The sequence below is a fragment of the Gardnerella pickettii genome (assembly GCF_029226345.1).
Lineage (GTDB): Bacteria > Actinomycetota > Actinomycetes > Actinomycetales > Bifidobacteriaceae > Bifidobacterium > Bifidobacterium piotii.
Genome location: NZ_JAKNCU010000001.1, coordinates 593,792 through 616,703, shown reverse-complemented (window position 1 = coordinate 616,703; position 22,912 = coordinate 593,792). Strand labels below are relative to the sequence as shown.

At 40.1% G+C, this 22,912-nt stretch carries 17 protein-coding genes and 2 pseudogenes; 11 read left to right on the top strand and 8 right to left on the bottom strand.

From position 1 onward, the window contains the following. Nucleotides 1-9: 9 nt before the first annotated feature. Entirely contained in the window at nucleotides 10-957 is a 948-nt protein-coding gene (locus MAF46_RS02380; RefSeq protein WP_004121942.1) for a phage major capsid protein, read from the bottom strand. A 417-nt stretch (nucleotides 958-1,374) separates the two neighbouring features. Then, nucleotides 1,375-3,699 (bottom strand): phage/plasmid primase, P4 family, encoded by a 2,325-nt coding sequence (locus MAF46_RS02375; RefSeq protein ID WP_004121944.1) that lies wholly within the window; start codon nucleotides 3,697-3,699, stop codon nucleotides 1,375-1,377. 311 nt (nucleotides 3,700-4,010) lie between these two features. Here MAF46_RS02375 and MAF46_RS02370 point away from each other — a divergent pair, with 311 nt between their 5' ends. Both MAF46_RS02370 and MAF46_RS02365 read left to right on the top strand, forming a co-directional pair. After that, entirely contained in the window at nucleotides 4,011-4,223 is a 213-nt protein-coding gene (locus MAF46_RS02370; RefSeq protein WP_004121956.1) for a helix-turn-helix domain-containing protein, read from the top strand. Next, nucleotides 4,223-4,513: a DUF5960 family protein gene (locus MAF46_RS02365; protein WP_004121959.1), complete on the top strand. Its 291-nt coding sequence runs from the start codon at nucleotides 4,223-4,225 to the stop codon at nucleotides 4,511-4,513. The genes MAF46_RS02370 and MAF46_RS02365 overlap by 1 nt, the downstream gene beginning before the upstream one ends. A gap of 117 nt (nucleotides 4,514-4,630) precedes the next feature. Here MAF46_RS02365 and msr(D) read toward each other — a convergent pair whose 3' ends face one another. Further along, nucleotides 4,631-6,094, bottom strand: a complete 1,464-nt coding sequence (gene msr(D), locus MAF46_RS02360) for an ABC-F type ribosomal protection protein Msr(D) (protein ID WP_000420313.1) — start codon at nucleotides 6,092-6,094, stop codon at nucleotides 4,631-4,633. Nucleotides 6,095-6,213: 119 nt separating this feature from the next. Next, a pseudogene (mef(A), locus tag MAF46_RS02355) lies at nucleotides 6,214-7,432 on the bottom strand (macrolide efflux MFS transporter Mef(A)). Nucleotides 7,433-8,548: 1,116 nt separating this feature from the next. Between mef(A) and MAF46_RS02345 the strand changes: the two are divergent. The 4 genes and pseudogenes from MAF46_RS02345 to MAF46_RS02330 form a co-directional block, all read left to right on the top strand. Continuing rightward, nucleotides 8,549-8,719, top strand: a pseudogene (locus MAF46_RS02345) (hypothetical protein); the annotation flags it as partial. Nucleotides 8,720-8,782: 63 nt separating this feature from the next. Next, nucleotides 8,783-10,516, top strand: a complete 1,734-nt coding sequence (locus tag MAF46_RS02340) for a type I restriction enzyme endonuclease domain-containing protein (protein WP_338029800.1) — start codon at nucleotides 8,783-8,785, stop codon at nucleotides 10,514-10,516. 92 nt (nucleotides 10,517-10,608) lie between these two features. Beyond that, nucleotides 10,609-11,505 carry an AbiTii domain-containing protein gene (locus MAF46_RS02335; protein ID WP_004122116.1) on the top strand — a complete coding sequence of 299 codons (897 nt, stop codon included), beginning with the start codon at nucleotides 10,609-10,611 and terminating at the stop codon, nucleotides 11,503-11,505. Between the two features lie 241 nt (nucleotides 11,506-11,746). Next, nucleotides 11,747-12,022, top strand: a complete 276-nt coding sequence (locus tag MAF46_RS02330; RefSeq protein ID WP_004111697.1) for a recombinase family protein — start codon at nucleotides 11,747-11,749, stop codon at nucleotides 12,020-12,022. 78 nt (nucleotides 12,023-12,100) lie between these two features. Here MAF46_RS02330 and MAF46_RS02325 read toward each other — a convergent pair whose 3' ends face one another. The 3 genes from MAF46_RS02325 to tkt all read right to left on the bottom strand — a co-directional run bounded on the left by MAF46_RS02325 (nucleotide 12,101) and on the right by tkt (nucleotide 16,418). Then, nucleotides 12,101-12,322, bottom strand: a complete 222-nt coding sequence (locus MAF46_RS02325; RefSeq protein WP_004111696.1) for a hypothetical protein — start codon at nucleotides 12,320-12,322, stop codon at nucleotides 12,101-12,103. Nucleotides 12,323-13,004: 682 nt separating this feature from the next. Continuing rightward, nucleotides 13,005-14,108, bottom strand: coding sequence for a transaldolase (gene tal, locus MAF46_RS02315; protein WP_016798447.1), 1,104 nt, complete (start codon nucleotides 14,106-14,108; stop codon nucleotides 13,005-13,007). 210 nt (nucleotides 14,109-14,318) lie between these two features. Further along, nucleotides 14,319-16,418, bottom strand: coding sequence for a transketolase (gene tkt / locus MAF46_RS02310; RefSeq protein WP_060785962.1), 2,100 nt, complete (start codon nucleotides 16,416-16,418; stop codon nucleotides 14,319-14,321). 343 nt (nucleotides 16,419-16,761) lie between these two features. Here tkt and hrcA point away from each other — a divergent pair, with 343 nt between their 5' ends. From hrcA to fmt, 3 genes are all read left to right on the top strand, one after another. Then, nucleotides 16,762-17,778, top strand: coding sequence for a heat-inducible transcriptional repressor HrcA (gene hrcA, locus MAF46_RS02305; protein WP_060786031.1), 1,017 nt, complete (start codon nucleotides 16,762-16,764; stop codon nucleotides 17,776-17,778). Between the two features lie 71 nt (nucleotides 17,779-17,849). Beyond that, complete coding sequence (locus tag MAF46_RS02300) at nucleotides 17,850-19,007, top strand: DnaJ C-terminal domain-containing protein (RefSeq protein WP_060785963.1); 1,158 nt, start codon at nucleotides 17,850-17,852, stop codon at nucleotides 19,005-19,007. Nucleotides 19,008-19,051: 44 nt separating this feature from the next. Next, entirely contained in the window at nucleotides 19,052-20,032 is a 981-nt protein-coding gene (fmt, locus tag MAF46_RS02295; RefSeq protein WP_060785964.1) for a methionyl-tRNA formyltransferase, read from the top strand. A 17-nt stretch (nucleotides 20,033-20,049) separates the two neighbouring features. Here the strand turns inward: fmt and serB are convergent, their stop codons facing one another. Further along, on the bottom strand, nucleotides 20,050-20,757 hold the full coding sequence (gene serB / locus MAF46_RS02290) for a phosphoserine phosphatase SerB (protein WP_060786032.1): 708 nt from the start codon (nucleotides 20,755-20,757) through the stop codon (nucleotides 20,050-20,052). Nucleotides 20,758-21,051: 294 nt separating this feature from the next. Between serB and MAF46_RS02285 the strand changes: the two genes are divergently transcribed. Together MAF46_RS02285 and ppgK are read left to right on the top strand one after the other, a co-directional pair. Beyond that, nucleotides 21,052-21,894 (top strand): inositol monophosphatase family protein, encoded by an 843-nt coding sequence (locus tag MAF46_RS02285; RefSeq protein ID WP_016635339.1) that lies wholly within the window; start codon nucleotides 21,052-21,054, stop codon nucleotides 21,892-21,894. 180 nt (nucleotides 21,895-22,074) lie between these two features. Next, a complete protein-coding gene (ppgK, locus tag MAF46_RS02280) occupies nucleotides 22,075-22,845 on the top strand; it encodes a polyphosphate--glucose phosphotransferase (protein WP_004130916.1) in 771 nt (256 codons plus the stop codon). The last annotated feature ends 67 nt before the right edge of the window (nucleotides 22,846-22,912 follow it).

The window sequence follows — 22,912 nt, the reverse complement described above, 5'->3', positions numbered from 1 at the left end:
CCTCCTTGTTTAAGAAAGTTGCAATACTTTAATTGCTTCAGGATGTACCAGTTTCCCATCCAAATACTCAAAAGAGAGGTAACCTATCTGGTCTATAAGAGAAAATATTTCGTTTAGAACCTTGATGGTTGGGTTATGGCGTTCGATAATCCAATAGTTGGAAAAATCACCAAAGGCGATAACTTTTGCTCCCTTTTGCGAAGAAGGCATGGCATTGTCAATGACCACAGGTCTGCCCATTAAGTTGCCATCAAAATCAGGTAGGATGTATGCTCCGGTAGTGTCCTTTAAGGTTTGAAGATAAAGAGCAGTTTCATCATTCATAAGCCACGTGGCATTTTCTCGATACTTACTATCTAGCGAGAAGAATAAATGTTTGATGGTATCTGCGGAAATCTCTTTTGCTTGCACAGCAACCTCAGCACCTGATGTATCTGATAAAATTCCTGTCGGCTTAGTTATCCCATCGCCATTTATAAAAGCTTCCGACTCACTCAATGTAAATTGCTTTGTCAGTTCGCTTGTGATGAACTCTTCGATATCAAAGTCAAGATCAGCTGTAAAATCCGTACCCAAACGAATAAGGTTAACTAGGGTATAATCCGTTACATCAATACGCTTAAAGCCATCTTTAATAGGCATATGTGTAATGATATTCGCATCATAATCTTTCATCCATTTAGTGAACGGTGTACCTTCATAGATGAACAATTTGCTTGATTGCGAGTGTGCTTTTACCACTGTACACAGTTTTCTAAGATTACTTTTGTTTGCAAGTTTTGCTTCGAGTTTTGCTAGAGAAGAAGTCGGCAAATCATAGGCACCTGTATGAATGTGGCGCAGTTTTCCTGCAATATTGTTCGCATTACCATTTGCGTCGCGCAGTACGTTCCAAAACGTGTTGTGGTAGTCCTGACTTGCTAGTTTCATTTCTTTTTCAATATCTCTGTTAATCATAATTGTTAGTTCCTTTCATTACTGTTTTCTGCAATTACTGCAGTAATTTGCTTGATTTTGCCCATTTACCCTTTTGAATTCGCTGTTTTTGCACGCAAGACCCTGCGCCCGTTCCCGAAGGGGTACTCTTTAGAGATTTGACCCCCCTAGGGGGTTAGGTTCAGAAAGTAGTATGCGAATAAATTTCTAACAGCACAGTACCTAGGCAGGTTTTCTTTCTTCAATGTTGTCAAAAAGCTGAAATCATTTCAGTATTTTGATTTGTGCATGATAGTATTTCTTCTTCATGTTCAACACAGGTTTGCGATACGAATTACGCAATCATAGGCACCACCTCCTTAAACGTGGCATGATGTGGCAGTTAAATTTCGTTATTGCCTTATAGGGTTATATGGGGATATAGGTTATTAACTGCCACTAGTTGCCACTTAAAAAATCGCTAAACTCACTTTTAAGCCTGTAGCCTTTAAGAAGCGTGGTTTTTTCTCCGCCTGTCTTGGGACGCTTTCTTACAACCTCGGCAAATTTTCTTAATTCCTGATTGAAGTTTCTGCTGTTCTCAGAAAAACAGCCGTTATCAATGCACCACTTCTTGTAGTGGTCGTATACAACTGCCGTTCGAATCTCAGAGCTCTGGTCTTTAACGAGTACATCTTCAGCAAACTGTGCCATCTTGTCACTGTCGTGGGCATAACTAAAAATGGCATCAAGAACGCTATTAGGCGGCTTAAAGCCTTCATCTCGGAGGTGGGTAAAGCCTTCAAGAAGCCAGTTTAAAATGGCACTTTGCACCTCTTTTTTAGAAAACTCCGCCTTTAAGGTTTTATCCTGTTCCCACGCTTCAAAATGCCTGTTAAAGGGAATAATCTGCATGCGGTCGCTACTAAACACTGTCATATCGCTGATGACGGGCAGATAATTGGTGTTCACGTACAGTTTGAACTGTGGTTTAAAGTCAAAACTGTTCTCATGCAGGAATCGAGCGTTTAAGGTATCACTTCCCGTCATGTATTTAACTTGGGCTGAATTAAGGAATAGTCCTCGGCTCGGCTCAGATATATTGGCAAAGCGAACACCGGCAAGGCGTGCTACATCCTCGGTCGGCTGTGAGCTATTAGGGTTCTTCTTTAGAGCAATGGTTTCCGCGCGTACCGCTTTTCCGTAATCGCCCATCACAGACAGAACGCTTTCCATGAGTGTGCCTTTACCGTTTCTTGTGCTTTCTCCAAAAAGAAAGAACATGCACTCATAGCGTGTATCACCGCTTAACGCATAGCCTAATGACTTTTGAAGATACAAGGCTTTCTCACAATCTCCGCTCATAATTTCATCGACAAACTGGCGAAAACGTTCACTTCTTGCCTTCGGGTCATAAAACACAGGTGATACTTTGGTAATAAGATCTGTTGCTAAGTGCTTGCGAAATACACCGTGCTGAAGGTCTAAAGTTCCGTTTTGGCAGTTAAATAGATAAATGTTCTTATCGAACGCTTCCATCGAAATGGGGTAAACGCTTTGAGCTTCCTTGATATAAATCTCACGGTTACGACGGCTGCTCCATTTGTTCCAATACTCAACAAGCATGGAACGGGTTCTCTCGTCTTTAATGACACCAGCATAACGTATAAGAGAAAGAGCTAAATCCTTGCATAGTTCCATCGTTTTAAGCGTTCCAATATCGCAAGTCCAACGTACACCATCGAAGATGAACCACATTTTGCGCTCCGGTACATAGTGCAGAATGTTTTGGAAAATATCAGCAAACAATCTGCCATTACCTAAATCACCGTTGCGATATCGTATATTTTCATCAGGCTTTAGTTCCTGTAATTTAGATAAGAGATCATCAAAGTCTTCCTCAGCACTTGCATTATGGAAAGGCTCATAGAAGGTATGACATTTAGAAACAGCTTTCTGAATGGTTGTGTTGCCATAAGTATCCGCGCCACGGTGTTCATCCCACTTAGGACGGAATAAAGCAGACTTACGAAAAAGTCGGTCTATTTGCTCCTTGTTACCGCCACAGTAAAAGGCAAGAATAGACACAAGCGCGGCATCTGCTTCGCTATGAGAAGGGTAAGCCGAAATGTCACCATGCCAAAGTGCTGTAAATTTAGCTCCATTTATGGCGTTGCCAGCTTTTTCAATAACAGATGTATCGCTTAAATATGACCTTGTACACGCGTTATTTTCTTTTTCATGAGTGTTTATGTTTCGCTTCATGTACGTGTCTAAAAGCCACATGATGGCTTCATCGTCTTCTAAAAGCTCGCCTTCCTGATACACGTCGCCCGTAACTGTTAGATAGCGATTCGTAGCTAGAGCGCTGTAAACCTCAATATCCCCATGCTTGATGTAATAAGACTTTTTATCGTATGCGCCGTTAAACAGAAGCAAGATATGAAAGCCATGCTTACTTGGGCTGTATTCGATATAAGCGTGCTTGAAATGGGCAATAATCTCTTTTGCCCAGTCTTTAATGATGCCATTATCGATGCAGTGGTCTAAATCGATGCCTAAGAGGTTATCAACAAGCTTTATACCAATTCCGTCGTATTGGTCTTTTACTTTCATGGCATCATCAAGCGAGGTGAAATCGCTTAAGTTGTCTGTAGCTGCTTTCTTTCCCGTTATGGGGTTATAAGGCGGCTTAGTGAGCCTACCGTTTTCTTGCTGCTCGTACTTCCATGAACAAAAGATATTCTTGTTCTTTAGTGCTTTTGGCAGTTTCTCTAGATCCATATTTGATCCTCCTTTTCTAGAAGGCTTATCCCTTCTACATCACAGGCAAAAGAAAAAGCCGACTTTTTAACCTGTCTTAAAAAGTTTTTTTGGTCTTCTACTTGGTAGCCATGAAAGAGGGTGTAATCTGACGGTTTTAGAAAAAATTTTTGACAATAAAAATCTCCTAAGCATTCATTAGGCATTTGCCTTGAATGAATAGCAAAGGAGACTTTTTTAATCTGCTATATTCCGGAGTGGCTAGCTCTTTATATCGTTGATATACTCACAGAATCGTGATAATATTTAACTATTAAAATAAGGAGGGAATTATGGCTGTTAGTTATAAAAAACTATTACATCGCATGATTGAAGAAGATATTTCCAATCAGGACTTAATGAGAATGAGCAATATTTCCGCCAACATTATTACGAAACTACGCACTGGGCAATATATATCACTGGAAAAAGTGGAAGGTATCTGCACAGCTTTACACTGCACGCCCAACGATATTTTGGAATTTATAGCGGAGGATGAAAAGTAATGGCTAATAATCAAAAACTGGAACTTACGTGGCTTGGTAAGGATAAAGAAATCAAAATAGAGCCTAGGATTCTAGTTGAGGATAAAGAAAAATCAAACTGCAAAAATGATCCTAATACAGAAAACATGCTCATACATGGAGATAACCTACTCGCACTAAAAGCGTTAGAAAACAAATATGCAGGTAACCGCGATCACTTCTTCATATTTGAAGTAAGTACCGTAGATGAGAATCCGCTAATCTATCATTATACATATAAGAAAACTACAATATATTTAGCAGAAAAATAGGAGCAGTTCAATTGACTGTTCCTATTTTTAATATTCATAAAATCTAAAGTCTTTATACTCTTTAACAATGGAGTCGCCAACCAGAACAGACTATACTGACCAGCGACTACCTTAAATTTAATGTTTCAGATTTATTTTCTTATCTCTAATTTCATAAACTACATCTGCTACATTTTCGAGTAATCGTTTATCGTGGGTGATAAACACGATAGTTCCGGTGTACTCCTTCATTAGTATTTCCAAAGCCTCTAAACTTGGTATGTCAAGGAAGTTACTGGGTTCATCCATTATTAGGATGTTATATCTACCCATGAGCATTTTAGCAAGCAACAATTTTATAATTTCTCCACCGCTTAAAACAGATAAACTTTTTCCAATATCGTTCTGTTTGAACCCCATAGATGCTAGCACTGAACGAATTTCTGATATATTGTAGTCACAATCCTTCTGCATAAACTCCATAACATTCTGATTACTGTTGTACTTGTAACCATTCTGTGCAAAGTAACCTATTTTTGCCTTAGGCGAAATAGAAATTCCTTCTTCATGGTTTAAGATCATTTGGATTAAAGTTGTTTTTCCGATTCCATTACCACCAGTTAACGCCACTTTTGCTCCTAACGGAATTTGAAAAGATGCATTTTCAAACAGAGCCTTATCCCCAAATACTTTATTAATTTCTGCACCGACTATAGGGTATGGATTATGGAGCTCCAATGCTTTACTTTGCCTGAAACGAATTCTGCGAATGCCTTCCGGAGCTTCTACTTTTCCTAAGGCCGCAATCCTGTGCTCTAGGGTTTTAGCAGCATTATACATCTTTTTTTCCTTACTTCCTATTGATTTTTGATGAGCTAAACGCCCTCCGTCTTCAGTACTTTTTTTCTTTGAAGAACCTTTTGCCTTCTGTTCTATTTTACGAGCCTGTTTTCGCTTTTCCTCCGCAGCCCTTTCCAATCGGGCACGTTCCGCAATAAATTGTTCGTATTCTGCAGCTTGGCTCTTACGTTCTTCCTCTTTCTGACGAAGATAATCAGAATAGTTTCCCCAATACTCAGTGATTTTGCCATCTTTCAGTTCCCATATTTTATCTACTATTTCATCAAGAAAATAGCGGTCATGGCTAATAACTAACAGTGCACCTGTAAAATATTTTAGCTGTCCTATTAGAAAATCAATTCCTTCACGGTCTAAATGGCTCGTAGGTTCATCCGCTAAAATACCATGAACCTGTGCCGATAAGGCCTGTGCTATTTTAAGCCTTGTTTCTTCACCACCGCTCATAGTCTGTATATTTAATTGCTCAACACCTAGCTTGCCTACAAGTGCAAAATCTTTTTCCTCCTGCAGAGTTACTTCGTCCAACTGGGGAATATAGGCAAGTTCACCCAGACGATTCATTTTACATCCTGGGGGAGTTAATTCTCCTAAAAGTACCCTGAGTAAAGTGCTTTTTCCAGCACCATTTGCTCCTACTAAACCAATACGGTCATAATCATATACTTCTAATTCATTTATATCTAAAACATCGCGTCCTTTGAATTCCACACGAATGTCTTTTGCTTTTAATATTAATTCCATAACATTTCCTCCTGTCTATAATCGCATGCTTTCATTTGCTTGTATGCAGGGAAAACCCTGCGATTTTAGCAGGAAGAGTTACATGAAAATAAGATACATAAATATTCCTCCAATATTGTTTATTTTAAATCTAATTTTCTAACCTCAGTTATCATTTGGCAAACTATAGCAATGCCAATAATTAAAATACCTGATAGTAAAAACCAATGATTTACACCGATTTTATCAGCAAAGAATCCAGAAAGAATTAACCCAATTGGCATAGCAAGTGACATGATACTTCCGATCAAAGAAAATACACGTCCTAAATATTCAGGCTTAATTTTCTCCTGAAAAAGAGCTGTTTGCACACCGCTATAAAATGGCACCGAAAGCCCCATTATTGCACAGCAAACTACGAATATTACAAATCCATTTGGAGGAAGTATTCCCGAAACGGCTAAACTGGTCCCCATTATAAAAAATGAACTTGTTATTAGTAATACATGCTTTTCGAAGCCCCCTAATCTTCCTAATAATAAGCCTCCTGCTAGCATCCCAAATGCAAAGGAAATTTCCGTAATAGAAATATGCACAGGCGTTCCATTAAAGTGTTCCATGCTTATTAAAAGGAAATAGTGCATTGATTGGCATATAAACAAAAGTATATAGTGTTCCTAAGAGTAATAAGGCAAACAATCCTTTGTTTTGTCTCAGAACCACAACTCCTTCTTTCATCTCCCTTATGAAATTTGGTTCTAAACTTTGCACTTGATTACCCAGCTTAGGTATACGTACAATTGCTACCGTAATAGATGCAATCACAGCACCCAATACGTCGATGGCAATAATAGCATTTAAATCCCAAACGGAGTATAAGAGTGCTGCAACTGCCGGACTAACAATATAGCTTATAGACTGCAAAGACTGACTATAGCCTGCGCATTTCGTTAGCTGTTCTTCTGGTACTAAAAGTGGTGTAACCGCATTGAGTGCTGGGGTATGAAAAGCTGTTCCAATGCTACGGATAAACAATACTATCATAATCATCCAGACAGGTAGCTCCATACAGAATGCAACAATAGCAAGCACTGCACCAGCTGCTGCGATAATTAAATCGGCACCAATCATTATCTTCTTCCTATCATGACGATCCACTAGCACACCAATGGCAGGTCCCAAAATCGCATAGGGTAAAAAACCTACTAATGAAGCCATAGACAAGACCATCGCAGATCCTGTTTTTTCTGTAAGGTAAAAAATAATCGCCATTTGCAGGATGGCACTAGTGATTAATGATACTGCTTGCCCTGCCCATATTGCATAAAATTTTCGTTTCCAATTGTTGTATTTTTCCATTTATATTATCTCCTGCATATTATTTTGCTTGAATTTCTATTTTGAATAGCATTCTAGGCAATAAAAAATGCAGGCCAAACCCCACAATGTGGCTTTTGGTCTGCATACATACAATTTGGAAACATTCATATTAAAGACATAGTTAAATAAAGGTATAGTTAAATAACCAATATCCTCACCGTAACTAATGAATGCTCAATATCGTATAAATAAGCACAACAAAAAAGCCTATCATCGGGTATAGATTCTGCTTTTTTTATTGCCAGCTTATCTTAAACGCATTGAGGCTGTCATAGTTTCGGTTCCTCCTACATCTTTGTTTATATCAATTTATAGTATAACACAACAAGATGATATGTTCAATATAAAAGTTATGGAATGAGACTCATACTTCCAATTCGATGCCAGATTTAAAGGATATGACGAAGTTTTCTTCATAGACTGTAACGCTCTGGATTATCTTCCTTAGTAGCAAGCGATTAGCTTTCACAAAATCTTCTGTTTGTAGTTTTAAAAATTCATCAGGATTTTCTAACTCAACCTCAAAATATTTCATTTTACATTCCCTCATTTCATTTATTGATAAATTGAGTTTGCAAAAAAGAGTGGACAATTTTTGTCTACTCTTAACCTTTAAAATAGTTTTTTTTTTAATCGATTTGAAGTTGCCTAAATTATTACTTATTCGGTAAAATGAAGTATTGCTTTCAACAGATTTCCTTCAACTACACTTCACTTGATTCAAACAAGGTGGGTACATTTCTATTCCCACAAACTCCTTGTCAATGGAAACAAACACGTACCCACAGGGTAAATGGAAATAGAAACTGATAATTTCTAGCTATCACTTCTACTCATTCCAAAAATTTTCTCACTCTGATACTTACCCACCATAAAGCAAAAAGCCTTGCAATCAAGGCTTTCATTATCCCTTTCGTTCAAAGGTTTCTAAGCTTTTACGAGCAGAGCGACACACTCAGCGGTTCGCTATCTCCGTTCTGTCTGCGTGCTAGCACTTGTCAATCACGGACAGCTATCGCATGGGCGGAAGTAAATGCTAATCTTCGTCGTTTTACTCCTTGACTAGCAAACTTACCGCCTCAACATGCTACGTTTGTAGGTTTCACAGGAACTCCTATTGCCGAAACATATCAGACCTTTGGTCAGGAAATTGATAGATACACTATGGATCAGGCGGTCGCAGATGGACTAACTGTTTCTATTAAGTATCATCCTCGTATTGCCAAGGTGTTACTTGATAAGACCAAAGCTAAAGAAATTGAAAATTACTATAAAAAGTGTGCCGATGATGGTGCAACGTATGATGATATTGAAGCCAGTAAACGTGCAATGAGTTCTATGGAAGTTATCCTTGGCGAGCCTTCTCGCTTGGAGAGGCTTGCTATAGATATTCATGACCATTATATTTCATCTTGTGATAGTGACCCAGATAGAATTCAGAAAGCAATGATTGTCTGCTCTAGCAGAAAAATTGCATATTCACTTCTTTTGAAATTCAAGGATAAATATCCGGAATGGTTTGAAGAAAAGAAAACTCCTGACGGAGTTACTGCAACAGATGAAGAACTTAAAGAATTAAAGCCTATGCCATTTATGGCTATGGTATCGAGTGTTGGAAGTAATGATGAAGCTGAGATGTATAACTATCTTGGTGGAGTTAAAAATGATAAACGTTGCGAAGAACTGGATGCAGCCTTTAAACTGGAAAAGTCTAATTTCCATATTGTTATCGTAGTTGATATGTGGATTACGGGATTTGATGTTCCGTCACTTACATATTTATATAACGATAAGCCTTTGAAGAAGCACTTGCTGATTCAAACTATCAGTCGTGTAAACAGAAAATATCCCGGCAAAGAATATGGTATGGTTATCGACTATATTGGCATTCGCGATAATATGCGTGAGGCCATGAAGGTTTACGGTGGTGATACATCAGTTGCTCCCACATCGGATGACGTTGAGCAGGCTACCTCTGCATTCAGGGAGGAGATTGAAATACTTAAAGCACTGTTTACAGATTATGACTTAGCTCCATTCCTTAATACGAAATGTGACCCTGTTGAAAGATATAAATTACTTTCCAAAGCGGCTGAGTATGTCTTTACATCAGCACAGGTCTTGCAGACAGAAGGAAACGGAAAAACTAATCAGGTCTCATTTAAGACATATTTCTTAAAGTCTGTTAAGAGAATGAGAAGTGCTTTTGATATTTGCCAACCTTCTGGAAATCTGGGCGAAGAAGAATCTGCGCTTGCACAGTGCTTTATGGCTATAGCAGGCTTCGTTCGTAAAATGAGTGGAACCAGCGATGTTGATGCTGAAACTATGAATCTTGTGGTATCAAAGATGGTTGAAGAGGCATTAAAATACAATAAGGTAGAAAGTGTTCTTGAAAGTGGCGAGGAAGAAGATATCTTCTCTCCTGAATACTTTGAAAAATTATCAGATGTAGAAATGCCTGCTACAAAGTTAGAATTACTTATCAAAATGCTCCGTAAGCAAATAAAGGAATATGGCAGGGTTAACCAATTAGCAGCGAAATCTTTCCAAGAAATGATTGAAAAGACTATTGATGAGTACCATGAAAGACGTAAGCACCTTACTGCTGAAGAAGCCGGGGCAACACAGGAAGCTGCCTCAGAAGATATTATTAAGGCTGCAACTGAACAAGCTTTAGTGATACTTCGTCAGATGAACGAAAATCGTGAGAGTTTCCGTAAAATAGGATTAACCTTTGAAGAAAAGGCATTCTATGATATTTTGATTGCTCTTCGTGACCAGTATAAGTTTGAATATGGCATTGACAAAGAAGTTAACGGTGTTGTGATAAACGATAAATGCAAGACACTTGCTAAAAAAGTTAAGGAAATAATAGATACCGAGTCTTCATTTGTGGACTGGCTCAACAATCAGAATGTGCGTAATCAGTTAAAATTGAAGATAAAGATTTGTTTGGTTAAGAACGGCTATCCGCCACAGTATAGTCCTGAAGTGTTCACAAAGGTGATGGAGCAGGTAGAAAATTTTGAGGAGCATTCTGAAACAACTTCAGAAAGTTAGATTATTCCTTTTCCTTATTGCTTCTATGTGAAGAACTATGATGTTTGCTGAGAATAGTGCCCTATATGGTAGAAAGAAGGATGGTGAATAACATGGGAAGTATTGTTTTAGAATTACAGAATGAAATTGTGTCATCAAATTGCGATGTTGTTAATATATTACGCAAAGCACATTTGATTGCATCAAAATTAAAGCTTGCTGATTTTGATCAATGGATTCAACACGAATTAAATGGTTATCCTGACCCAGAATCTTGCCCTGAGTATAGAAAGGTTCGTGGAAGTTTAAAAACTTTCAATCCTTATCGCGGTTGGATTCCAACCTCAATACAGGATAATGAATACGAAAAAAAGATTTGTGAAAGAAAGTTAGTAAATTCAATTTCTGAAATCATTTCTTTATGTCAGTCCTCAGGAAATGTATTAACTTTAGATTTTTCAGGCGAACAACTTGCATTGTTTGATAAAATGGCTGATTCGCTACTTCCAATGGATTATGCATTACATGTACCTACAACTGCAGTTAAAGACATTGAAGAAAAAGTCAAAAATACTATTTTAGAATGGACATTGAAATTAGAATCGGAAGGTATTGTAGGGGAAAATATGGTTTTCTCTGAGACTGAAAAAGAATCCGCAGTGAACATGCCGCAAACCGTGAATAATTATTACGGGAATACAAGTGTGATCAATTCGCCATCCGATAATGTACAGATAGTGTCTGGAAGTGAGAATACAGTTACATTTTCCTATGATAAAGTTAAGGATGTAGTTGATGCCGTTGAAAAAAGTATTAGTGAATCTGATTTATCAAAAGAGGATATAGAAACCGCAACAGAATTATTAGCTGACATCAAATTAAAAATTGAAGAAGAGAAGAAACCGCATATTTTAAAATCAGCATTGGTTGGACTAAAAGACTTTTTAATTAATACAGGTGCCAGCGTTACTGCAGTGTTAATACAAGCTCAAATACAAGGTTTGTTCTAAAAATCTCAAATACTATTTCGGTATCTGAGTATAAGAAAACGGCCACACAGAGTATCTCTACTCTTGTATGGTCGTTTTATTTCTTATGTTCCCGCTTAAAGGCTTTCAGTTGGTTTTCTTTTAATCCCTTACTGAACACTCCTTTTGCACCCACCTTGTGGAGTGGGAAAATAAGGTTTAGGCTAATTATCATGGAGAAGAAATCTAAGTTTCGTTAGTCTAATAATAAGGAGAGATGGCTATGGATAAGATAGATGAGCTAAATAAAGATGTGATAGTCATCCATCCTCAGCGTGTAATTAAGGATTATGCGGTTGGGGTTTATGCTCGTGTGAGCACAAATCGTAAAGAGCAGCTGGATAGTCTTGCTGTTCAGGTGTCTGGTCTTACTCGTCTTGCTGCTGCTCACATGACTTGGTTTGTTGCAGATATTTTTCTTGATGTTGCTTCAGCTAAGGTTGGTTCATCAAGATCTGAATTTAACCGAATGATTGATGAGTGTGAGAAAGGCAGCTGAAATAAAGATTTACAAAGCAAATTGGCACATTTGGTTTATTAATCATCTATCCCACCCCCATATAAAAGTAACTCTCATTTAAATCTCATCATATTTCTTTTTTAATTTATCCATATTATCAAGGTCAATCCACTCCTCGCTAAAACCACAGGCAGTGCAAATATACCTATCAACAGGTACTGCCGACATAATTGTATGGCCAGTCATAACATTATTTCCAGTCCCATAAGCACCAGCAGATCCAGGCACAAATATAATTTCACTTCCCCCACACTTTGGACATTTTTTCGTATTTTTCATAAATCCTCCTTTTTATTTACATCACAGGATCAATATAACCAAGCTCCATATCCTTGTTAGTGGTTTATAAATAAATTATACCCGAAAATAATTTGTAATAATATTCAACTATATTCTTATAATCACACTGTTTTTGTTTATTTTTACCTTCTCCCTATTCTTCAAATACTCTTCCACATCAAACAAGTTCTTCTTATCATAATCTTCCAATAACTTATAATTCTTATACTTCGTAATATCGAATTTATCAGACAAAAAAGGTCTTACTCCTCTTAGCTGTTATATACAGGTTGCCCTTCGTTCGCAAATGCCTGTGTAGTTCCAGCCATTACACCAAATGCTACTAATGTTGCCATCAATAGACCCATTGTCTTTTTTACTAATGTTTTCATATTTTCCTCCTTATTAATCTAATGATGTTCTTTTTATTGTTTTGAAAAATTGCATAAAAATAGGCAGGAACACATACCTATCCATCAGGTATATATTTCTGCCAATTAAAAAATTCTACGTGAAAAGAGACAGAACTACACTGTCTGTCTCTTTTCAATTACTTAGCTTAGAAAATAACACTGGGTAGCTTTTTTATTGCGATTGATAAAAATGCAAAACAAAACCGCACATGTGTGAACTAATCCACGTTCATGTGCGGTTTATGTTTAGCTATTACTGATTAATCAAATCAGGCGTTTACGCGATCGATGCCAGACTGTACGTCTGCAATCACGGAATCCCAAGACTTGATGAAGGCGGCAACACCGTCGGCCTCAAGCTTGTCGGTAACGTCCTTAATGTTAATGCCAAGCTCAGCAAGCTTGTTCATAACAGCGTGGCTCTCTTCGTAAGTGCCCTTAATGGAAGCAGCACCGTTGCCGTGATCAGCAAGAGCGTTCAAAGTCTTCTCTGGCATGGTGTTAACAACATGCTCAGCAACCAACTCGTCAACGTACTTGCAATCGGAGTAAGCTGCGTTCTTGGTGCCAGTGGAAGCCCAAAGTGGACGCTGCTTCTTAGCGCCCTTGGCTTCAAGCTCAGCCCAACGTGGGTCGGCAGCGAACTTCTTCTCGAAGAGTTCGTAAGCCAAGCGAGCGTTAGCAACAGCAGCCTTGCCTTCAAGAGCCTTAGCTTCAGCAGAACCGTTAGCTTCGAGGAGCTTGTCAACAGCGCTATCAACGCGGGAGACGAAGAAGGAAGCTACGGAACCAATGTGCTTCAAGTCGTGGCCGTTAGCAGCAGCTTGAGCAATACCTTCGATGAAGGCGTCGATAACCTGCTCGTAGCGCTCGAGGGAGAAGATCAAGGTTACGTTCACGGAGATACCCTTAGCGAGGGTAGCGGTGATAGCTGGAAGACCTTCCAAAGTTGCAGGAATCTTGATCATAACGTTTGGACGATCAACCTTTGCCCAAAGCTCTTCAGCCTGCTTTTCGGTGTTAGCAGTATCGTGAGCCAAGCGTGGGTCAACTTCGATGGAGACGCGGCCGTCAACAAAGTCGGTCTTTTCTGCAATCTCACGGAAGATATCAGTTGCGTTACGAACGTCGGTGGTTGTCAACTCGCGAATAGCGGTCTCAACGTCAACCTTGCCGAGTTCCTTAAGCTGTGCGTCGTATGGGCCAACCTGGCTCAAAGCCTTCTGGAAGATAGATGGGTTGGTAGTAACACCAACAACATTCTTGTTAGCAATCAAATCTTGCAAAGAGCCAGACTCAATGCGGGTACGGGACAAATCGTCCAACCAAATAGAAACGCCGGAATCGCTAGTGCGCTGCGTTGCTTCAGTCATGTTATCTCCTTAACACTGTGCTCCACCAATTGGAACACGTTGGTAGTGTTGGCGTTTTACAGGAAACAGCGGTTGATGTTAAACAATTTGTAGCTTAACATCAACACGCCTTTGCTGTTTCCAGTGAAGTTGCTAAATTAGCACTTCGAGTTTTTGTGATGAATCAATTTTATTTTGACACATCAAGTTTTATTTTGATTACTTGCTATCTTAAGCGCGTGCTTCTTCGATAGAAGCCTTAGCAGCTTCTACTACATGCTCAGCAGTAATGCCCAAGTCGATCATGTTCTGACCGCCGTCACCCTGCAAGCCGTACTGTTCGATAGAAACAGCCTTGCCGCAATCGCCAAGATACTTGTACCAAGGCAATGCCAAGCCAGCTTCGATGGAAACGCGAGCCTTAACAGACTTTGGAAGGATTGCTTCCTTGTACTCTTCGTCTTGCTCTTCGAACCATTCTAGAGATGGCATGGAAAGAACGCGAGCCTTAATGCCTTCAGCTGCCAAAGTCTTGGCACCAGCAACAGCCCACTGAACTTCGGAGCCAGTAGCCATGATGATTACGTCTGGAGTGCCTTCGCAATCAACCAAAACGTAAGCGCCGTGCTTTACGCCTTCGCGAGCCTTCTGAGCAGTTTCTGCGAGAGTTGGAACGCCTTGGCGAGTCAAAATCATAGCGGTTGGGTAGTTGTTCTTCTTCTCGAAGAAGTAGCGGTAAGCTTCAGCAGTCTCGTACTCATCTGCAGGGCGCACAACCTCAAGCTGAGGAATAGCGCGGAAAGCAGCCAAGTGTTCGATTGGCTGGTGAGTTGGACCATCTTCGCCCAAAGCTACGGAATCGTGAGTCCAAACGTAGAGGTTTGGAATCTCCATCAAAGCAGCCAAGCGAACTGCTGGGCGCTCGTAGTCAGAGAACTGGAAGAATGTGCCGTTGAATGGGCGAGTGTTAGAACCAAGCAAAATACCGTTGGTAATAGCACCCATTGCAAACTCACGCACACCAAAGTGAAGCTGACGGCCGTACTCGGAAACGTTTGGCCAAGTGCGAGTTGCGTCCTCGGATGGGCCGAAGGAGTCAGCGCCCTTAATGTTGGTGTTGTTGGAGCCACCCAAATCAGCAGAACCGCCCCAAAGTTCTGGCATAACAGCAGCAATTGCGTTAAGAACTGCGCCAGAAGCCTTACGGGTAGCAACCTTAGAACCGACTTCGAAGCCAGCAACCAAGTCGTCAATAGCCTTGTCGAAGCCTTCTGGAAGCTTGCCAGCCTTAAGACGATCGTAAAGAGCAGCCTTATCTGGGTTGGCAGAAGCCCACTTTGCAAGAGCTTCATCCCAAGCCTTGTGAGCAGCCAAACCGCGCTCGGCAACCTTACGGGCATGAGCCAAAGCTTCCTCGTCGATTGGGAACGAAACTTCTGGATCGAAACCGCAAAGCTCCTTCAAGCCCTTAACAGCTTCTTCACCAAGCTTAGAGCCGTGAGAAGCTTCGTTGTCGGTCTTACCTGGGGTTGGCCAAGCAATCAAAGTATTAACCTTAATGAAGTGAGGCTTATCGGTAACTTCCTGAGCCTTTTCGATAGCTGCAGCCAAAGCCTGAACGTCTTCCTTGTAGGAACCGTCTGGCTGAATGAAGCTAACTTCGTCGGTGTACCAACCGTATGCACGGTAACGAGCAAGAATATCTTCAGAGAAGGTGAGCTTAGTATCGCCTTCAATCTGAATGTGGTTTGCATCGAAGATTACAGTCAAATTGCCAAGCTTTTGGTTTCCAGCCAAGGAAGCAGCTTCAGAAGAAACGCCTTCCTCAACGTCGCCTTCACCGCAAATAACCCACACTTTGTGATCGAATGGTGAAGTTCCAGCTGGAGCTTCTGGGTCAAGAAGACCGCGCTCAAAGCGCTGGCCATAAGCGAAACCAACAGCAGAAGCAAGACCCTGACCAAGTGGGCCAGTAGTCATTTCAATGCCTGGAGTTAAGCCATATTCTGGGTGACCAGGAGTACGCGTGTCTGCACCGCCACGGAAATACTTAAGATCGTCAAGAGTTAAGCCGTAACCAGAGAAGAACAATTGCACGTATTGCGTAAGCGAAGCGTGACCGCCAGAAAGAATAAAACGATCGCGGCCAGCCCACTTTGGGTCAGCAGGATCGTGCTTAATGAAGTGCTGGTACAAGGTGTACGCAATTGGTGCCAATGAAACAGGGGAGCCAGGATGTCCGTGTCCTGCTCGCTCAACAGCATCAGCCGAGAGAACCTTCGCCATCTTTACGGCGCGCTCGTCTAATGCAGACCAGTTGAAATCGGTCATGTGATCTACTTTCCTTCCAATAATTCGGGTTTTTGCGCACAGCTTACGCTGGCCATTACCCTCACATTGCCCTTTAATCCTATCTTTTATATCAGACGAATTTCTAACAAAGTGTGTCAAAACATAACAAAAGTTTATATTTATAGTTAGCTGTTATTCTGTAAAAGTGATTTATTAAAAATACTTAATAATACTTAATCACATATTGTTATCACATATTATTTTGGCATATATAATAGTTAGCAGTGAATTAAGAAACGATTAGTGCTATTTATAAAAATTATTAGCGCTATTTAATCGAGTTTGACGTTTTAATAAAGGAGAATCAATGCAATCACGACGCATGATGATATTGCGTGCGGTTGTTGAAGATTATATTCGTTCGCATGAGCCTGTTGGATCTGCATCTTTAGCTAAAAATCACAAATTAGGCGTTAGTTCTGCAACGATTCGCAACGATATGTCTCTTCTAGAAGAAGAAGGCTACTTGATTCAACCACATACTTCTGCTGGAAGAATCCCTACAGAAAAAGGATACAGATATTTCGTTGACGGAATGGCGGCGCTAATCCCGCTTTCTAATGCGCAAAGGCGAGGGATTCGCACGTTTTTAAGTGGATCTGTAAGTTTACAAGACACTCTACAACGCTCAGCGCGACTTCTTGCAAGCATAACTGGTCAAGTGGCACTGGTTGCATCTCCTGCATTGTCGAAGTCAAAAGTAAAAAGAATTGAGATTGTTCAAGTATCGTCTTCTACGCTTTTGGTTGTTGTGATTACAGACGCTGGAGGCGTTGCGCAACACATTATTCAAGCATCAAACATAGATGCAGATGATTTGTTGCATCTAACTAATATGGTTAACGATGATTGCATTGGATTATCTCTTCTTGATGCTTCAAAACGTGTTTATTCTCTAGCAAATCGCCAGGATTTAGCTTCTGCTTTGCAAGTTATTAGTCAACTTGCTAACGCGTTAGAAGATATGCACGATGGCGAGCATTCCCACGATTTGTACATGGCTGGAGCTTCTCAACTTGCGCATAGGCAAAATATTGGCGATTTTGCGTCTCTTTTTGACGCTCTAGAAGAGCAAGCTGTTATTATGCGACTTATGACTTCGCTAAGCGAAGAAGCAAACGATTGCGCAAGTGGCGTTAGCGTTGCAATAGGTTCGGAAACTCACACGCCTGGTCTTCTAAATGCTTCTGTTGTAACAAGCGCTTATGGCTACAATTCAGATTCCGATTCGGCGTTTATTGGCTCAATCGGACCTACGCACATGGATTATGCTGCAACAATGACGGCTGTTAAAGCTGTAGCAAAATATCTTAATACGTTTATATCTGAAAATTCATAAAAGCAAATTCATAAAAACTAGCTGGCTGTGCCTTATGCAAAAATAATTTTAGAACATAAAAGGGGAGTTAAGTGACTGACTATTACAAGATTTTAGGTGTTGATTCTAACGCTAGCGACGATGAGATTCGCAAAGCTTATAGAAAGTTAAGTCGAAAGTATCATCCAGATATTGCAGGTCCTGAGTTTGAAGACAAGTTCAAGGAAGTTAACGCTGCATACGACGTTTTGTCTAATCCAGAAAAACGCAAAATGGTAGATATGGGCGTAGATCCAAACAATTTATCGGCATCGGGTGCTGGTGCTGGCGCTGGCGCGTATGCCAATATGAATATGGATATGGGAGATATTCTAAACCAGTTCTTCTCTGGGTCTTTTGGTGCTAATGCTGGATCTCCTATTCCGCGCGTTAATCGCGGTGAAGATTCGCTAACAGAAGTTAAGGTTGACCTTAAAACTGTTGTTTTTGGCGGAAACGCTAAGGTTCATGTTTCAACTTTCGGTCTTTGCCAAGATTGTGCTGGAAAAGGTTCGGCAGATAAAACAGATCCTGTAACTTGCTCAGAGTGCAATGGTGCTGGTTTTGTGCAACGAGTTACTCGCACAATGTTTGGTCAAATGATGTCTTCGGAGCCGTGCCGTGCATGTGAAGGCCACGGAACGATTATTAAAAATGTTTGCCCAAATTGCCACGGCCATGGTCGCGTTCGTACTTCTCGAGAAGTTGGAATCACGATTCCTGCTGGAATTAAAGACAACTCTCGCTTGCGACTTGCGTCTCAAGGAGCAATAGGCGAATGTGGCGGTCCAGCTGGCGATTTGTATGTTGACGTTCGTATTCGCAAAGACGAGCAATTTACTAGAGACTTAAACGATTTACATTGCTGGATTGACGTTCCAATGAGCTGGGCTGTGCTTGGTCACAAAGTAGATATTGATACTTTTGATGGCAAAAAGAGTGTTGAAATTCCTGCTGGAACGCAAAACGAAGACACGATTCCTCTTTACGATTTGGGTGTTACTGTTTTTGGAAGTAAAGATAGAGGAAATCTTATTGTTCACATTCTTGTTAATATTCCAACAAAGCTTAGCGAAGAAGAGCGTAGTTTGATTGAAAAGTTTGCAAACTTGCACGATGAAAAAGTTAGCGAAGTAAAGCAACATGCTATTGCGGAGCCAGTGGGCAATAAAAAGGGATTCTTTAGCAAGCTAAAAGATGCATTTTGCTAGGATTTAGGATTTTAATGATTCTTAGTATTTTAAGGAGTTGACTTATGGTATTGCCTATTTTATTTGCTGGAACTCCAGATGTTGCTGTTGCTCCTTTGCGCGCGCTCGCTCAAGACAAAGAGCATTTTGATGTTCGAGCTGTTCTTACTCGTCCAGACGCTCCGACTGGCAGAGGTAGAAAGCTTGTTCCTAGTGCTGTTAAAAAAGCTGCGATTGAGCTTGGGATTCCTGTTCTAGAGGTTAATCCTAGCAATGAGCAAGAGTGCGTGAGTGCTCTAAAAGCTACTGGCGCAAGGCTTGCAGCCGTAGTTGCGTACGGAAAGATTCTTCGCCAATCGGTTTTAGATGCTCTTCCTTTAGGATGGTACAACTTGCATTTTTCGCTTCTTCCGCAGTGGCGAGGTGCTGCTCCTGTTCAGCGCGCAATATGGGCTGGGGACGATATTACAGGTGCAACAGTTTTTAAGATTACGCGCGGAATGGATGAAGGTCCGATTCTTGCACAAATGACTACCGAGATTGGCGCTCATGAAACAGCTGGCGATTTGCTTACGCGATTAAGCAATGATGGCGCAAATCTTCTTTGCTCTGCTCTTGTTGGCTTGGAATCTGGTCAAATTGTTCCTGTTGAGCAAGACTCTACGCCTTGCCAAATCGCTCAAAAAATCACTGTTGAAGATGCTCATATTCGTTTTGATATTCCAGCGTTTGCAATCGATAGGCAGATTCGCGCTTGCACGCCAAATCCTGGAGCTTGGTGCAATCTTCATGTTGATTCTAGTGATTTGCAAACAATCACTTTGCACGTTCTTGCTTGCGCATTAGCAAAAGATGAAGATATTGAATTACATAGTCTAAACGAGCTTAAACATGGGCAGATTCTTGCAAAAAAGCACAATGTTTGGGTTGAATGTGCAAGTGGAGCTATTGAGCTTTTAGAAGTTAAATCGCAAGGTAAAAAAGCTATGAATGCTGCAGATTGGGCAAGAGGAGCGCACTTAAGTAGCGAATCCTACTTGGATTAAAAGTTAGTGAGTAAACGTTAATTTAGTAAATCTAAAACTAGGCTTAGGTCTCGTGTATCTATGCTTGCTTTAGCTTGACTTTTTAATAACTGTTTTGCGCAAAATGCTACGCCTAATCCTGCTGTTTTAATCATATCTATATCGTTAGCGCCGTCTCCAATAGCAACGCTTTGAGCAATATCAATATTGTTCTTGCGCGCCCAATTAGTCAATGCTTTTGCTTTATATTGACGATTTACTATTGGATCAATAACTTTTCCACTTAGTTTAGAATCTACGACTTCTAGATTGTTTGCAACCCAAAAGTCTATGTTTAGTTTTGGCAAAAAATCGTCTAAAACTTGCTTGAATCCGCCGCTAACAGCTCCAACTTTCCATCCAAAAGAGTGCAATGTGCTTATAAGTTTTTTAGCTCCATTTGTTACATGAATATTTTGCGCAACTTGTCTAACGCAAGAATAGTCAAGTCCTTTAAGCATAGAAACTCTTAGCTTTAGCGACGTATTAAAGTCCATTTTTCCTTGCATTGCTCTAGACGTTATGTATGCCAAATCGCAGCCAACTCCAGCAATGTCTCCTAATAAATCTATAACTTCTTCTTCAATAAGAGTGGCGTCTACATCTAAAACAAGAAGTCCTGGTTTTTTTAGTGAAGGATTATTTGAAGGATTATTTGAATGAATATTAATTAAGTTCTGTGTTTTTAAGTCTGATACTTTAGTCATGTTATAAGTCATGTTATAATCTTCTAAGAGAGATGTTAGGTTTATTAATTAATTCTAAGGCTGGTTTAAGAAATTTAAGAATTTGTTTTATTATGCGTTTTGCATTGTAAGACTTTTTATAGAACTTGTATTAAATGTGAAAGTTTATTGATTTTATTGGAATTTTGCGTGTGGAAGTTTGGTTTAATTTGATTAGTTGAGTAAAATAGTTGCAGATTTTATGGATAGTTGCAAGATTTTTGAAATAGATAAAAACGTAATAAGATGTGGGGAAATTAAAGAGGTGAGTAAAGTATGGCAAGTATGAATTTACGCGATGTTGCTCTTGAAGTCGCTAGAATTTTGGAAGATGTTGGTAAGCATGCGTATCAAGACCAATTAAATCCTAGAGATATGGCAAGCATGATGGTTTTGGGGGATCCGAATCAAGCAGATTCTGGTTTTGGAGATAAGCTCGTACGATTTATTGAAAATCGTCTTACGTACATAAATACTTTCCAAGGATTTTGGCGTAATCGCCCAGAAAATTGCAATATTGGTGATCGTTTTTGGTGCGTTGGAAATATTGACGGAGCTATTAACTTTAATCGAGATATGGCAGAGTGGACTTTAACTGTTTCGCTTTTTGAGTTTAATGATCAAGGCTCCGCAAGGCCTGTTCTTGGAGTTGTTCATGCTCCAGCTTTAGGGCTTACCTATCTAGCAGCTAAAGGTCAGGGTGCTATTCGTATTCGCAAAACTCCTAATGGAGAAAAGCGAGAGAAAATCACGCCTTCTACTACATCAACATTGCACGGTTCTGTTGTTTGCTACGGAATGTCTTATATTCCAGGCGAATCTAAAAGAGCATTGGATGTTGTTTCTTCGCTTGAGGAAGAATGTCCAGCAGATATTAAGCGCATTGGCCCTGCTTCTCTCGATTTATGCAAGGTTGCTGATGGCACTTACGACGCTTATTTTGAGCCGCATCTTCACGAGTGGGATATTCCAGGCGTTTCCGCTGGTGCTGTTGTTGTTAAAGAGGCTCAAGGTCATGTTCGACAATGGAATGGTGACTCAATCCACTGGAGACGCGAAAACGACGTTATTGCTTCAAATGGTTTAATAAACAAGGAGCTTCAAAACTATTTGCGATAGATTAGAGTTAAAAATCTTAGCAATTGTTTGCATGATTTTTAATATTAAAGCTTTAATTTTGAGAAAAACATTTATGCAATCGTTATCATTAAATAGACAATATATAAGCGTGTCGCTTTAGCAATATTGTAGAATGAACATGATATCCCATTGTCCGACATTCAGAGGGGAGTGTTAACGATGATTGACACTGCACAAGCATTTGGCGTAGATATTGGTGGCTCTGGTATTAAGGCTGCACCAGTTAATTTGGAAAAAGGCGAGTTTGCTGAACCTCGTTATAAGATTCTAACTCCAGCGGTTTCCACACCTCAAGCTGTTGCAGATATTGTTCGTCAGCAGCTCGAGCATTTTGATGTGCCTGAAGATGTTCCTGTTGGTATTGCTTTCCCAGCGCCTATTAAGCCAGGCAAGAAGCTTGAGTTTATGGCAAATCTTGATCAATCTTGGATTGGTGTGGATGTTACAGAAGTGTTTAGCGAAGCTTGCGGTCGTCCTGTTACAGTTGTTAACGATGCCGACGCTGCGGGTCTTGCAGAACAGCATTTTGGTGCTGCAAAAGATAAAGATGGCTTAGTTATTGCAACAACATTAGGCACTGGAATTGGAACCGCTTTGATTTACAATGGCGTTCTTATTCCAAACACAGAGCTTGGTCATATTCAGCTAGAAAAAGGAAAGGGAGATGCAGAAAAGTATGCTGCTTCTTCTGTTCGCGAAAAGTTGGATATGGGTTATAAAAAGTGGGCTAAGCGCTTAACTAAGTATTACGGATTAATGGAAAAGTACTTTAATCCAGACTTGTTTGTTGTTGGCGGTGGCGTTAGCCGTGTGAGCGAGAAGTTCTTGCCTCATATCGATATTAAGACTCCTATTGTTGTTGCGTCTTTGCATAACGAAGCTGGTATTATTGGCGCAGCTTACTATGCAATGCAACAAAGAAACAAGTAAAGTTTTAATATTTTATTTGTTTTATTTACTTTATTTGCGCTGGATGCTTTTGCGTTCAGCGCATTTT

What these genes read in the sequence shown, in the direction of transcription:
- MAF46_RS02375 (WP_004121944.1), bottom strand. Translation starts at nt 3,699, where the DNA reads ATGGATCTAGAGAAACTGCCAAAAGCACTAAAGAACAAGAATATCTTT.
- MAF46_RS02370 (WP_004121956.1), top strand. Translation starts at nt 4,011, where the DNA reads ATGGCTGTTAGTTATAAAAAACTATTACATCGCATGATTGAAGAAGAT.
- serB (WP_060786032.1), bottom strand. Translation starts at nt 20,757, where the DNA reads ATGACTAAAGTATCAGACTTAAAAACACAGAACTTAATTAATATTCAT.
- ppgK (WP_004130916.1), top strand. Translation starts at nt 22,075, where the DNA reads ATGATTGACACTGCACAAGCATTTGGCGTAGATATTGGTGGCTCTGGT.
- MAF46_RS02340 (WP_338029800.1), top strand. Translation starts at nt 8,783, where the DNA reads ATGAGTTCTATGGAAGTTATCCTTGGCGAGCCTTCTCGCTTGGAGAGG.
- MAF46_RS02330 (WP_004111697.1), top strand. Translation starts at nt 11,747, where the DNA reads ATGGATAAGATAGATGAGCTAAATAAAGATGTGATAGTCATCCATCCT.
- MAF46_RS02380 (WP_004121942.1), bottom strand. Translation starts at nt 957, where the DNA reads ATGATTAACAGAGATATTGAAAAAGAAATGAAACTAGCAAGTCAGGAC.
- MAF46_RS02365 (WP_004121959.1), top strand. Translation starts at nt 4,223, where the DNA reads ATGGCTAATAATCAAAAACTGGAACTTACGTGGCTTGGTAAGGATAAA.
- tkt (WP_060785962.1), bottom strand. Translation starts at nt 16,418, where the DNA reads ATGACCGATTTCAACTGGTCTGCATTAGACGAGCGCGCCGTAAAGATG.
- MAF46_RS02285 (WP_016635339.1), top strand. Translation starts at nt 21,052, where the DNA reads ATGGCAAGTATGAATTTACGCGATGTTGCTCTTGAAGTCGCTAGAATT.
- hrcA (WP_060786031.1), top strand. Translation starts at nt 16,762, where the DNA reads ATGATGATATTGCGTGCGGTTGTTGAAGATTATATTCGTTCGCATGAG.
- MAF46_RS02335 (WP_004122116.1), top strand. Translation starts at nt 10,609, where the DNA reads ATGGGAAGTATTGTTTTAGAATTACAGAATGAAATTGTGTCATCAAAT.
- fmt (WP_060785964.1), top strand. Translation starts at nt 19,052, where the DNA reads ATGGTATTGCCTATTTTATTTGCTGGAACTCCAGATGTTGCTGTTGCT.
- tal (WP_016798447.1), bottom strand. Translation starts at nt 14,108, where the DNA reads ATGACTGAAGCAACGCAGCGCACTAGCGATTCCGGCGTTTCTATTTGG.
- MAF46_RS02325 (WP_004111696.1), bottom strand. Translation starts at nt 12,322, where the DNA reads ATGAAAAATACGAAAAAATGTCCAAAGTGTGGGGGAAGTGAAATTATA.